At 40.5% G+C, this 12,233-nt stretch carries 12 protein-coding genes; 11 read left to right on the top strand and 1 reads right to left on the bottom strand.

The genetic code is table 11. The features are described 5' to 3' along the window. Positions 1-371: 371 nt before the first annotated feature. Entirely contained in the window at positions 372-593 is a 222-nt protein-coding gene (locus tag ABF638_RS34220) for a hypothetical protein (RefSeq protein WP_435027253.1), read from the top strand. A gap of 102 nt (positions 594-695) precedes the next feature. Beyond that, complete coding sequence (locus ABF638_RS34215; RefSeq protein WP_435027255.1) at positions 696-1,841, top strand: glycosyltransferase; 1,146 nt, start codon at positions 696-698, stop codon at positions 1,839-1,841. Positions 1,842-2,135: 294 nt separating this feature from the next. On the opposite strand, the gene recA is transcribed toward ABF638_RS34215, so the two are convergent. Further along, positions 2,136-3,215, bottom strand: a complete 1,080-nt coding sequence (recA, locus tag ABF638_RS34210; protein ID WP_114082455.1) for a recombinase RecA — start codon at positions 3,213-3,215, stop codon at positions 2,136-2,138. 809 nt (positions 3,216-4,024) lie between these two features. Here recA and ABF638_RS34205 point away from each other — a divergent pair. The 9 genes from ABF638_RS34205 to ABF638_RS34165 all read left to right on the top strand — a co-directional run bounded on the left by ABF638_RS34205 (position 4,025) and on the right by ABF638_RS34165 (position 11,805). Beyond that, positions 4,025-5,578, top strand: coding sequence for an HNH endonuclease (locus ABF638_RS34205; RefSeq protein ID WP_435027252.1), 1,554 nt, complete (start codon positions 4,025-4,027; stop codon positions 5,576-5,578). Between the two features lie 332 nt (positions 5,579-5,910). After that, positions 5,911-6,204: a type II toxin-antitoxin system Phd/YefM family antitoxin gene (locus tag ABF638_RS34200; protein WP_245245998.1), complete on the top strand. Its 294-nt coding sequence runs from the start codon at positions 5,911-5,913 to the stop codon at positions 6,202-6,204. After that, positions 6,191-6,472, top strand: coding sequence for a type II toxin-antitoxin system RelE family toxin (locus ABF638_RS34195; RefSeq protein ID WP_435027251.1), 282 nt, complete (start codon positions 6,191-6,193; stop codon positions 6,470-6,472). The genes ABF638_RS34200 and ABF638_RS34195 overlap by 14 nt, the downstream gene beginning before the upstream one ends. Positions 6,473-6,532: 60 nt before the next feature. After that, on the top strand, positions 6,533-7,801 hold the full coding sequence (gene xseA / locus ABF638_RS34190) for an exodeoxyribonuclease VII large subunit (RefSeq protein WP_435027249.1): 1,269 nt from the start codon (positions 6,533-6,535) through the stop codon (positions 7,799-7,801). Next, on the top strand, positions 7,794-8,021 hold the full coding sequence (gene xseB / locus ABF638_RS34185; protein WP_435027248.1) for an exodeoxyribonuclease VII small subunit: 228 nt from the start codon (positions 7,794-7,796) through the stop codon (positions 8,019-8,021). The genes xseA and xseB overlap by 8 nt, the downstream gene beginning before the upstream one ends. Positions 8,022-8,244: 223 nt before the next feature. Continuing rightward, the gene (locus ABF638_RS34180) at positions 8,245-9,003 is read left to right on the top strand and encodes a sucrose-phosphate phosphatase (RefSeq protein ID WP_435027246.1); all 759 of its coding nucleotides are present in this window, start codon (positions 8,245-8,247) and stop codon (positions 9,001-9,003) included. Then, positions 9,003-9,635 (top strand): Holliday junction branch migration protein RuvA, encoded by a 633-nt coding sequence (gene ruvA / locus ABF638_RS34175; RefSeq protein WP_094328759.1) that lies wholly within the window; start codon positions 9,003-9,005, stop codon positions 9,633-9,635. Before ABF638_RS34180 ends, ruvA begins: the two co-directional genes overlap by 1 nt. Before the next feature lie 122 nt (positions 9,636-9,757). After that, positions 9,758-10,948, top strand: coding sequence for an 8-amino-7-oxononanoate synthase (gene bioF, locus ABF638_RS34170; protein WP_435027245.1), 1,191 nt, complete (start codon positions 9,758-9,760; stop codon positions 10,946-10,948). 449 nt (positions 10,949-11,397) lie between these two features. Then, positions 11,398-11,805 (top strand): hypothetical protein, encoded by a 408-nt coding sequence (locus ABF638_RS34165; RefSeq protein ID WP_435027244.1) that lies wholly within the window; start codon positions 11,398-11,400, stop codon positions 11,803-11,805. Positions 11,806-12,233: the final 428 nt, after the last annotated feature.

Below are 12,233 nucleotides of genomic sequence, written 5' to 3'. Positions count from 1 at the left end.
AAGGGGGGCTAGGGGGGATCTAATTCTATGCAGCTTCATACAAAATTGGTATTAGAATGCTACGTTATGCTATCGCTAACATAGCCTAAGTGAATTTCAAAAATAAAAAACTAGTCCTAATATATAGGAATTCGATTTGATTTATGAAATTATTTGCGTGGGTAGGGAATAGGCAACAAGCCTCTTCAAGTTGTACTGAATTTTTTCAAAAATCAAATAGGAATCCTATAGAAATTTATTTAGTTAGATAGCATTACCTTTTTTAATCACCGATTTTTCCCCCATTCCTAACCGATATTTCAACTTTTCAAGCGTAATATATCAGAACAAAAGTACGTTGGGAAGTTTATTTAAAATTTAAGGATATTTTTATGTCTCGTTTTTCAGTAAATATTTCTAATATTGTTATTACCAACGATGAGTATCGAAAGCTAAGAGTTTATGCAAGAGAGCATCAAATACCAATTAATGAAGCAATTCGGTTATTAATTGATTCTCTTCCAGAATGCTCTCAAACTAATAAAAAACAAAGTGTAAGCGATTCGTTTATGTTTCCTAGAAGGTTTTTACACGTTTCTTTGGATGATAGGTAACTTGTAAAATTAGAAGTTTTACTACAAGTAACCTATTTATGCATTTTTGTGTAATCTACAAGAAAATTTTAATTTCGTCTAAATGCTGGGCCAGCAGAATTCATTTCTAGAAATAATTTATTTGAATACCTACCCGAATTTGTAGAAGCTTGGCTGGATTTTCAACAACGAACAGGGCGCAACTATGCCTTGATTCACACTAACTATTGGCTTTCTGGTTGGGTAGGATTGGAACTTAAATCTCGATTGGGATTACCTCAAGTTCATACCTATCACTCTATAGGGGCAGTTAAATACCGCAATGTGGAGAATCCGCCGCAGATTGCTGCAATTCGTGATTGTGTGGAGAAGGCTATTTTAGAACAAGCAGATTATGTCATATCCACTAGCCCTCAAGAAGTAGAAGACTTACGTCAGTTAATTTCGCAACATGGACGTATTAAAGTTATTCCCTGTGGAATTGATACCGAACACTTTGGTTCTGTAAGTCAAGAAGTTGCTCGCCAACAGTTAGGAATTGCTCCAGATTCTCAGATTATCTTGTATGTAGGACGCTTTGACCCCCGCAAGGGAGTTGAAACCCTAGTAAAAGCCTGCGCCACTTTGCCTGATTCATTTCAACTCTATCTAGTTGGTGGTAGCCGCGAAAATGGAGCAGACTTCCAAGAACAGCAACGCATTCAAACTTTGGTGAACGAACTGGGATTGAAAGCAGTTACAGTTTTTGCGGGACGAATTTCTCAAGCGCTGTTACCTGCTTACTATGCCACTGGGGATATCTGCGTTGTACCGAGTTACTACGAACCTTTTGGTTTAGTTGCGATTGAAGCAATGGCAGCCGGAACACCTGTAATTGCTAGTAATGTGGGAGGATTGCAGCATACGGTGGTACATGGTGAAACTGGACTTTTAGTTCCTCCCTGTGATTCTAAGGCATTAGCGATCGCTATTCATAGTCTGCTAAAAAATCCGACTCTAAAACAGAGCTATGGTAATGCTGCACAAAATTGGGTTCAGTCCCGCTTTAGTACTCAGGGAGTTGCCGCTCAAGTTCACGAGCTTTATCAATCTTTAACACTGGATACATTTGTTCAAGAAATTATTCAAACTAAAAAGTTAACTCCAGATTTAGAAAAGCAAATACAAAATTTGTTGAAGTCAAAAGCTTTGAAATCAAATGAAATTAAAGCTTTAGAAAAATTGATTGACTCTTTTTCTAATGGCATTGTCCAGTGGGCAAGCAGTTAAATAAAATCATATTTCCTGCGGAATTACATTAGAGAACTGATTCCCAAAAAATCATTGGGTAAGACTTACATATCAAACATTCTTGTATTTAATACCAATTAAATTAATGATTGCAACACATCCTTGGGTAAAGACGCGATTCATCGCGTCTCTACAAATGGTCTATTTGTCGCCTTCTTTTTTCAAATTGGTATAACAATGCTCAAATCTCGATTTTTGGAAAAAATAAGGTGCGTTATATCTCTTAATAACGCACCATCTATTAGCAGTTGCAGATTAATAAATCCACATTCCTTATTCTTCTGGTTCTAAATCAACTTCTTCCTCTTCATCTTCTTCACTGGCTTTAGCTACAGAGTTAGCAGAAACAACAGCGCCTTTATCTAGCTTTTCCCGTACCAGTTTCTTAATTTCTTCAGCAAATTCCGGCTTTTCTTCTAGATACTTAATGGCGTTGTCTCGTCCTTGGGAGATATTATCGCCATTGTAACTATACCAAGCCCCCTTGCGGACAATAATGGAAGTTTCTTCTGCCAAGTCTACAATACAACCCAAGGTAGAAATCCCTTTACCAAAAATAATGTCAAATTCCGCTATTCTGAAGGGCGGCGCTACTTTATTTTTGGCGACTTTGACTTTAACGCGATTACCAAATTCATCTGTACCTTTCTTCAAGGTTTGAATTCGACGAATATCCAAGCGCACCGAAGCGTAAAATTTCAATGCATTACCTCCAGTAGTAGTTTCTGGACTACCGTAGGTAACACCGATTTTTTGCCGCAACTGGTTAATGAAAATTACTGTACAACCAGATTTACCAATGTTGCCCGTAATTTTACGCAGGGCTTGGCTCATCAACCGCGCTTGCAAACCAACGTGAATATCACCCATATCGCCTTCAATTTCAGCACGGGGAACCAGTGCTGCTACTGAGTCAATTACTACAATATCAACCGCAGCAGAGCGCACAAGCTGATCAACAATTTCCAAAGCTGATTCGCCAGTGTCAGGTTGAGAAATCAGCAAGTTGTCAATATCTACACCCAATGCCGCAGCATAAGTAGGATCAAGGGCGTGTTCTGCATCAACAAAGGCAGCAATACCGCCATTTCTTTGCACTTCGGCGAGCGCATGTAGCGCTACTGTGGTTTTACCGGAACTTTCCGGCCCATAAATTTCAATTACCCGCCCCTTGGGTAAACCACCACCCAATGCTAAATCTAGGGTAAGCGCTCCACTGGAAATCGTTTCCACCCGCATCCGGGTAGCATCGCCCAGGCGCATGATTGCCCCTTTACCAAAGCTGCGCTCAATCTGGTTTAGCACCATAGTCAGTGCTTTTTGCTTGCCGGAAGTATCGGTGTTGATAGCCATTTCTGCCTCTAATGCCTCTAATCTAAATATATGGTTTTAAGGAGTGTTGGTTTCGGAGCTTGAGTAGAACAGATATACTATTTTAACCAGAAAATTCTGGAATAGGACTTCTCAAATCAAAAAAGGGTGTGACAAGATCGTAACTCGATCGCTACCAGATTAGGGTAGTTTTGCACAATGATACCAACTTGCATTCAGAGATAGCTTTTTTTGGCTGGGTAAGCAAGGGTTTTCAAAGAAAAAATAAATTACCTAAACAACACTGTCAGTAGAACCGGACTCGTGAGCATTTGCGGAGGTTGCTCAATTAGGAGCGATCGCCATGCCAATCAGCATATCATCTACAGCGACTTCATTGGGTCGGGATTAGATGTAAAAAGCTTCTAGGGTAGTAGTGAAGGGATTATCAATGCTTTAGATGACTTTCAGCCGTAAGATGTTTGGCTTGCACTTCAGTGTGCTTGAGAGGAAAGGCGATTTGCTGTTGATTAGAGGTTTGAATGTATAAGCCGTAGGTTGGCGTTCTAGGGTCTGAGGCATAATTATAACCTTACGCTTTTGTTTTCTGTCTTTAGTGTAGGTGTGTTAATTTGGCTTAAATCCTCAGTTTTGAATGCTTAGTTGTTAGTTCAGGGCGAAATACGGCTCTTGACTGGAAAAATTTAAAATAATAGTTTTAACGCTTAATTACACCAATTTTCTAATTTATGCTTCGGCTATAATGCTCAGTCTTACTTGCTACTTCCTGATGAGATGGAGTTATACTTACTAGTTAAAGAGTATACAGTATCAATACAGGGGAAAACTTCATGGCAAAAGTTAATCTAGATGCTCTAATTCAACGAGAAGATTTTGAAGTACAAGAAAATATTAATCCAGGAAAGAAGAAAGAAACAATTTCTATTGAAGACATCAAAACAGACTCTTTTTTCTTCACAAACATCCGAAAACCAGATTTTCAAAGAGAAACGAACGAATGGGATAAGCTAAAAATTTGTGAATTGATTAAAAGTTTTATGGAGGGTGATCTTATACCAGCAATTATTTTGTGGCGAAGCACAGGTGGCTATCTATTTGTAATTGATGGTAGCCATAGACTGAGTGCTTTATCTGCTTGGGTAAATGATGATTACGGTGATGGTAAAATTTCAAAGCTTTTCTATGATGGGGTAATTTCTGATGAACAAATAAAGGTTGCTCAAGAAACACGAAAATTGGTCAACAAGACAGTCGGCTCATACGAAGATTGCAAGCTGGCTATTACACACCCTGATAAAGTTAAACCGGAAGTTATTAAATACGCAAAAAATCTTGCAGCCGCTGCAATTCAGCTTCAATGGGTTGAAGGTGATGCAACTAAAGCAGAAAATTCATTCTTCAAGATTAATCAACAAGCAGCACCAATTGATAAAACTGAGTTAAAACTCCTTGAATCCAGGAAAAAACCTAATAGCATTGCAGCACGTGCAATTATTAGAAGTGGTAAAGGTCATAAATATTGGTCATCTTTTTCAGATGAAATACAGCATCAGATACAAGAAATAGCTAAGGAAATTAATGAGGTACTTTTTTCACCTAAGTTGCAGACCCCGATCAAAACTTTGGACATACCCGTTGGAGGAAAACTCTATTCATCTCAAACTTTACCGCTACTCTTAGATTTTGTGAATGTTGTTAACCATTTAGATTTTAATAATAAGGAAATTAATGATGATGTAATTGGTGAAGCAACAATGCAGATTTTAAAAAATACCAAAAAGATTGTATATAGATTAAACAGTAATCATTCCTCATCTTTAGGCTTACACCCAATTATATACTTTTACTCAAAAGATGGACGATATAGAACAGTGTCGTTCCTTGCTGTTGTTGATTTTGTAATGGAACTGGATAAAAGAAAAAGAATCAATGACTTCATTCAAGTAAGAGAACAGTTTGAAGAATGCATCATTAAATATGATTATTTGATTCAGCAGATTTATCTAAAATATAAGTCTGTTCAAAAAAGCTATAAAGATGTATCAAAATTATTCCAGAATATTGTCATTAATTTACAAACTGGAAAAACAATTGACAATTTTATAAATGAGATTATATCTAGCAATGATTTTCAGTATTTGACTATTCGTACAATAGATCAAGAAAAAAATTCATCCTCGCCAGATTTTAATACAGATAAAAAAAGTGAAATTTATATAAAAGATGCATTAAAAAATGCACCAAAGTGTAAAATATGCAATGGTCTTATTCATAGAAACTCAATTTCGATTGATCATATCCAGCGTAAACAAGATGGCGGATTGGCAAGTGTAGATAACGGACAGATAACGCATCCATACTGTAATACAGGATACAAAAATTAAGTTATAAAAACATTTCTAGTGAACCAAAATTCAAATGTTTTGCTCACATAACAGCTATATATCAAACTTGTTGAGGGCTTCGACAACAGGAGTAACACTGATAAAGTAGCTCATAACAAAATATAGTCATGTTCATTGCTGAATTATTCTTTACATAACTATTCTATTTATATATAGCGGTTCCCGACCTGGTGAGGTACGTTTTCAAAGCGACTAATTTTGGTAAAAAAGATTTGGGTGTACCTCAGTTGCTTAGGAAACGCTATAAACGAGCAGCAAATTCTGTTAAGCCAAAATTGAGATGAGAAGATTTATCTGCTAAAATAGTGAAAATGTCTAAAATAGTCAAAATGTCTATGCAGACCTATACTCTCACAGATGCTCGTAACAAACACGGTGAGGTTTTTGATAAGGCTGCTACAGAGCCAGTTCTACTCACTAAGCAATCACGGCCTAGCCATGTGATTATTTCAGCTGAGAGCTACCAAAAATTAATGAATCGGCTGGAAGAATTAGAGGATATGGTTTTTGGTCAAGCTGCTGAAGTTGCTCTGAGTCAGTCTAAAATGATTGGTACAGAAGCTTTTACATCTGCATTAGAGCATTTAGCTAATGGCGAAGCTTGATGGTCTAGCAACTGTTCTTGATTTTCTGAACGGTTTACAGCCTAAAATAGCAGCACAGATTGCAAAAAAGGTTTTGGCTTTGAATGTTGAGCCTTTACCCGCTGATAGTGAGCAGCTATCTGGTTATCAAGGTTTACATCGAGTTGATAGTGGTGAATATCGAATTATTTACAGGTATTTTCCCGATCGCGATTTAATAGAAGTGATTTTAGTCGGTAAGCGCAATGATGATGATGTCTACAAAAGATTGAAGCGTTTACTGGGTTAAGCTTTGGTTTTCATTAAAATGCTAGAATCTCTCCAGCACAAATGCTTTCAGGCATCTTTGATGACTTTCGACCTTCCCGACTCTCTGATTCTCGATACAGCGCTTTCAGTATCTGGATTAACTGACTATATCCGCTTGCTGTTAGAGCAAGATGAACAATTGCGGCAAGTTTGGGTAACTGGCGAAGTTTCCAGTGCTAACCACCATCGGAGTGGTTTATTTTTCACGCTTCAAGATACCGATCGCACTGCCGGAATTAAGTGTGTGGTATGGAATAGCCAATTGCCAAAACTCACCCAAATGCCTGTTCCCGGTGAGCAGATAATCATTTTGGGTAGTATTCGCCTGTATCCGCAACGGGGAGAATATCAGTTATCAGTTTGGCAGACTTTACCGGCTGGTGTTGGTTTACAGGCGCTACGCTATCAACAACTAAAAAATCGTTTGCTGGCTGAGGGGTTGTTCGACGCGCAAAGAAAGCGATCGCTCCCCATTCACCCCCAAACGATCGCTGTTGTCACTTCACCAACGGCTGCTGCTTGGGGTGATATTCAAAAAACTCTCAAGCAAAGGTATCCAGGTTTACACGTTTTATTTTCTCCCGCTACAGTACAAGGTGAGCAAGCACCGGAATCTATCGTCAAGGCAATTGAGCGGGTGGAAAGAGATGGCCGCGCCGAAGTGTTAATTTTATCGCGGGGTGGTGGCGCGGTGGAAGAGTTGGCTTGTTTTAATGACGAACGAGTGGTGCGATCGCTGGCTAGTTGTTCTATTCCTGTAATTACTGGTATCGGTCATCAACGAGATGAATCTTTAGCAGATTTAGTTGCAGATGCTTGTGTACATACACCCACTGCGGCGGCGGAAAGAGTTGTGCCAGCACTTTTAGAGTTGTATACTGAGCATCGGCAGCGAGTTGTAGCTTTACATGAAGCGGTGCATGACTTTAGGGAAAATGCTGAGAATAAACTGCAAGTATTGCGAAACCGTTTGCGACGTTTGCGCTTAGATCGGCAAGTGCAGCAGGAAGTGCAAAAGTTAGCTTGGAGGCGTCAGCATTTAGTGCAAATTACAACGGGGCGATCGCACCAAGCAACGCAGCATCTAGAATTATTGTGGCAAAAGTTGGCTAGTCTTGACCCAAAAGCGGTGTTACAGCGTGGTTATGCAGTGGTGAGGCGGGAAGATGGGGCGATCGCTCGCTCTGCGCTAGAGTTGGCTGTGGGGCAAGAATTAGTGATTCAGTTGGGGCAGGGTGGGGTTAAAGTGAAGGTTATAGAAGTGAACGAACTGCAAAGGCGCAGAGGACGCAGAGAGGTTAATGGTTAAACGTAAGGGTGCTTCTAGTTCTGAGGAAGGTTGGAATTATGAGGCGAAGGTTGCTGAAATAGAGGGAATCATCGCTCGTATTGAATCGGGTGAGTTGGAATTGGAAGCGGTGTTTGAGCAATTTGCAAGTGCTGTTGAGTATTTGCGTCAGTGCGAAAGTTTTTTGCAGCAACGACAGCAACAGGTAGATTTGTTGATTGAAACTTTGAGTGATGAATAAATCTGGCTCTTGCGTTGGTTTTATGGTAAGGCATTAAAATAGCAGTTTTGTAGAAAGGCTCAAAAACTTAAAATCCAGTCACATCAAGGAACATAGACTCTGATTAGATTTTATTTATTATTCGGCTCCATAAAAGGAACTGAAGAGCCGTTTTTAACAAACAAACTTCTTGCAAAATTCTCTTCACGCGGTAGAATAACGAAATTTTGCAAGAGTTTTAATTATGAAACCATTTCTGTTTGTAACCGACCTAGATGACACCCTCGTATATCGGACTGTGGGCGATGACAGCGCTTTGCCAGAACTAAATCAACTGCTGAAGAGACATCGCCAAGAATACGGCACTAAGATTGTTTATTCTACCGGGCGATCGCCTGTGCTTTACAAAGAACTCCAAGCCCAAAAAAATCTTTTGCAACCGGATGCCCTCGTCCTTTCCGTAGGTACAGAAATTTACCTTGATGGTACTGATACTCCAGACTCAGGTTGGTCAGAAATCCTCTCTCCGGGATGGAAACGGGAAACTGTATTATCTATTACCCGCAAATACCGTGAGTTAGTTCGGCAACCAGATTCAGAACAGCGTCCCTTCAAAGTGAGTTTTTTTCTAGAACAAGAAGTATCTGCGAATGTTCTACCACAACTTGAAGCAGAGTTGCAGAAATATAAATTAAATGTAAAGTTAATCTACAGTAGCGGTATTGACCTTGACATTGTACCCCATAGCAGCGATAAAGGTCAGGCAATGCAGTTTTTACGCCAAAAGTGGAAATTTGCAGCAGAACAAACAGTTGTCTGTGGTGATTCGGGTAATGATATTGCTTTATTTGCTGTAGGCAACGAACGGGGAATCATTGTGGGGAATGCCCGAAAAGAGTTACTCCAATGGCACGATGAGTATCCCGTTGATCATCGCTACCTGGCAAAAGGTTTTTGTGCAGGTGGAATTATTGAAGGCTTAAATTATTTTGGTCTCTTGTAATGATTAGTTATCTAAAAGGTATAGTCGCTGGTATCCAAACAATTGGCGCTAATCGCGTGATTCTGACTCTGGAAGTGAATGGCTTGGGGTACGATTTGCAAGTTCCCCAACGGCTAGCAAACCAGTTACCAGAGTCGGGAGGAGTAGCGCAAATTTTTACCCATTTCCAAATTCGCGAAGAAGTGCCCTTTCTATATGGCTTTGCTTCGCCATCTGAACGCGATTTATTTCGCCACTTGCTGACTGTCACAGGGATTGGTGCAGCCTTAGCGATCGCACTCCTGGACACTCTGGAACTACCAGATTTAGTCCAAGCAATTATCGCTGGCAATACACAAATCTTAATTCAGGCTCCAGGTGTGGGTAAAAAAATCGCTGAACGCATCTGTTTGGAACTGAAAAGCAAATTAGTCGAGTGGCGCAAATCAGCTGGGTTCTTCGTCGCCACAGGTGGGCCAGCACCAGGAATTCTCGAAGAGGTGCAAATGACTCTCTTCGCCCTGGGATATACTGCCCATGAGGTCAGTCATGCCCTGCATGTAGTCAGTGAAGATATTGGACTACCCAAAGATGCCTATGTCGAAGATTGGATTAAACAAGCGATCGCTCATCTCAGTAGCGAACAAGTTTAATTGTCATTAGTCATTAGTTATTTGTTATTCTTCCCTAACGCCCGCTCAATGATCAATACTTCTCTACGAGATGCTGCGCCAACGGCAAAGCTCAATGCCCCATGCCCAATGCCCTATCCCCAATGACTGATCCTTATGCTTGGCTAGAACAGTCCTTAGCAACAATTCATCGGGCAGACTGGTATCGTTCGGTACAACCTATCAATGGTCGTCCGGGTGCAACGGTGGTTTTAGCTGGGCAAGAGGTAATTAATTTTGCCAGTAATGACTATTTGGGATTGGCTGGGGATGAGCGGTTGATGGCAGCTGCAACTGCTGCGATCGCCGAATTTGGAACTGGTAGTACTGGTTCTAGATTACTCAGTGGGCATCGAGAATTACACAGGGAGTTAGAGGAAGCGATCGCATCTACCAAACAAACAGAAGATGCCTTGGTATTTAGTTCAGGGTATCTAGCAAATTTGGGTGCAATTACTGCCCTCGTTGGCAAGCGTGATTTAGTTTTCTCAGACCAGTACAATCATTCCAGTCTGAAAAATGGAGCGATTCTCAGTGGTGCAGCAGTTGTGGAATACCCGCACTGTGATATTGCAGTCCTAAAAACTCAGTTGAGTGAACAGCGGCAAAACTACCGACGCTGTTTGATTCTTACTGATAGTGTCTTCAGCATGGATGGCGATTTATGTCCATTACCTGCACTGTTGGATCTCGCTGATCAATTTAGCTGTATGCTGCTAGTCGATGAAGCTCATGCCACTGGGGTCATAGGAAAAACTGGCGCTGGGTGTGTCGAGCATTTTGGGTGCACGGGAAAGCAGTTAATTCAAGTTGGCACTTTGAGTAAAGCTTTGGGTAGTTTAGGCGGATACGTAGCGGGAAGTAGTGCCCTAATTGACTTTTTGCGAAACCGCTCACCCAGTTGGATTTATACCACTGGGCTTTCACCTGCTGATACGGCAGCGGCCCTAGCAGCAATCAAGATAGTGCAACAAGAACCGCAACGCCGTGCCCAATTGTGGCAAAACGTACATTACTTGAAAAATTTACTGCAACAACAATTACCTGACTTAAAATTACTGCCTTCTGAATCACCTATATTATGTTTTCAATTACCCAGTGCTACAGATGCACTCAAAGCTGGAAAACAGCTAAGAGAGGCTGGTATTTTTGCCCCAGCAATTCGTCCTCCCACAGTGCCCACAAGTCGGATCAGAATATCTTTAATGGCAACTCATGAAGCAGCACATATTGAAAAATTGGTAGCTGTGCTGAAGGATATCAATTACAGTGAATTTTATGTGAATATATATTAACTTATTGACAAAAGATGCTTTATCTTAGGGGTTGTTTGAAAAGTATTAGGCGAATAGAATTTGCTACTACATAAACCAAGTCCACCTCCGTGGAAAGTTTGAAAAATCAAGGGTTTTGTCTGTATAGCCGCGACTTCAAGTCGCCACGGCTAGTAATAAATTAGACTTTTCAAACAACCTCTTAACCGATCATGAGCTATCAAAGACTCATTAACGGAGTTCAAAGGTAGATTCATCCAGTTCAAAGATTCATTTTAATTTTAACTTTTCACGGGATTTGAAAAGTTAAAAAGTATCACAGACAACAAAACTTTTCTTAATCACCGCACTCAAGAAAACTTTTCGAGTTATTCAACACTGATAGGATTGATCTAAAGACTTGTGGAATCTGCTCTTCCTAAACAGACTGGACTTGCATAAATTACTGTCAACAATTTTTGACTCACATCATGAATCGCTTTACCTCTATTTTGCTCGCCGGCTTGATAGCATCTGCTTCAGCCTTGGCTATTTCTCCAAAAGCTGATGCTAATACACCAGTGTCTTATCTTGCTGAGTTAGATAGCTACAGCTACGATCGCAACGATGATGGTAACTACGAACGTCATAGTCGTCGTTACAGAAATGGTGATGATGACCGTCGGAACGACCTTCGCAACATTCGCGACAATAACCGCCGTTATGACCGGGACAATAACCGCCGTTATGACCGGGACAATAATCGCCGCTATGACCGCGATAATAACCGCCGTTATGACCGGGACAATAATCGCCGTTATGACCGCGATAATAACCTTCGCAACATTCGTGATAATTACCGTCGCTATGAGCGCGATCGCGGCTGGGGTCGTGATTAATCCGTTTGCCTATCTATTAAGCTTAGTTCCAAGTGAACTGAGCATTGGTTTTACTTGGGGGTAGGAGAGACACAATCTCTTTTTGTACTCATTGCAATATCTGACTTTTCACTATTCTCTAGAAAACCTCGCTTCCATTCCCTAGTAATGAAGTTTGCTCAGGGCTTAGGTTTAGTGTTAGCTTTTCTACATAACGTGAGAAGTCAGATTTTTATTAAATCAAGAATTTACCCTCAGCCGAGAAGTCTCTTTCTTAATTACGAATTACGCTCTTAGTCGCAAAAATTATACAAAAGTATCACTTACAGTATGGTTAACGGAGTTCAGAGGCGGATTCATCCAGTTCAAAGACTCGTTAACGGAGATCAAAGGTGGATTCATCCAGTTCAAAGACTCGTTAACGGAGATCAAAGGTGGATTCATCCAGT

Source organism: Nostoc sp. CALU 1950 (genome assembly GCF_051172895.1).
GTDB classification, from domain to species: Bacteria; Cyanobacteriota; Cyanobacteriia; order Cyanobacteriales; family Nostocaceae; genus Nostoc; species Nostoc edaphicum_A.
This window is presented reverse-complemented; position numbering and strand designations above follow the sequence as displayed.

What these genes read in the sequence shown, in the direction of transcription:
- ABF638_RS34220 (WP_435027253.1), top strand. Translation starts at nt 372, where the DNA reads ATGTCTCGTTTTTCAGTAAATATTTCTAATATTGTTATTACCAACGAT.
- recA (WP_114082455.1), bottom strand. Translation starts at nt 3,215, where the DNA reads ATGGCTATCAACACCGATACTTCCGGCAAGCAAAAAGCACTGACTATG.
- ABF638_RS34205 (WP_435027252.1), top strand. Translation starts at nt 4,025, where the DNA reads ATGGCAAAAGTTAATCTAGATGCTCTAATTCAACGAGAAGATTTTGAA.
- ABF638_RS34200 (WP_245245998.1), top strand. Translation starts at nt 5,911, where the DNA reads ATGTCTAAAATAGTCAAAATGTCTATGCAGACCTATACTCTCACAGAT.
- ABF638_RS34195 (WP_435027251.1), top strand. Translation starts at nt 6,191, where the DNA reads ATGGCGAAGCTTGATGGTCTAGCAACTGTTCTTGATTTTCTGAACGGT.
- xseA (WP_435027249.1), top strand. Translation starts at nt 6,533, where the DNA reads ATGACTTTCGACCTTCCCGACTCTCTGATTCTCGATACAGCGCTTTCA.
- xseB (WP_435027248.1), top strand. Translation starts at nt 7,794, where the DNA reads ATGGTTAAACGTAAGGGTGCTTCTAGTTCTGAGGAAGGTTGGAATTAT.
- ABF638_RS34180 (WP_435027246.1), top strand. Translation starts at nt 8,245, where the DNA reads ATGAAACCATTTCTGTTTGTAACCGACCTAGATGACACCCTCGTATAT.
- ruvA (WP_094328759.1), top strand. Translation starts at nt 9,003, where the DNA reads ATGATTAGTTATCTAAAAGGTATAGTCGCTGGTATCCAAACAATTGGC.
- bioF (WP_435027245.1), top strand. Translation starts at nt 9,758, where the DNA reads ATGACTGATCCTTATGCTTGGCTAGAACAGTCCTTAGCAACAATTCAT.
- ABF638_RS34165 (WP_435027244.1), top strand. Translation starts at nt 11,398, where the DNA reads ATGAATCGCTTTACCTCTATTTTGCTCGCCGGCTTGATAGCATCTGCT.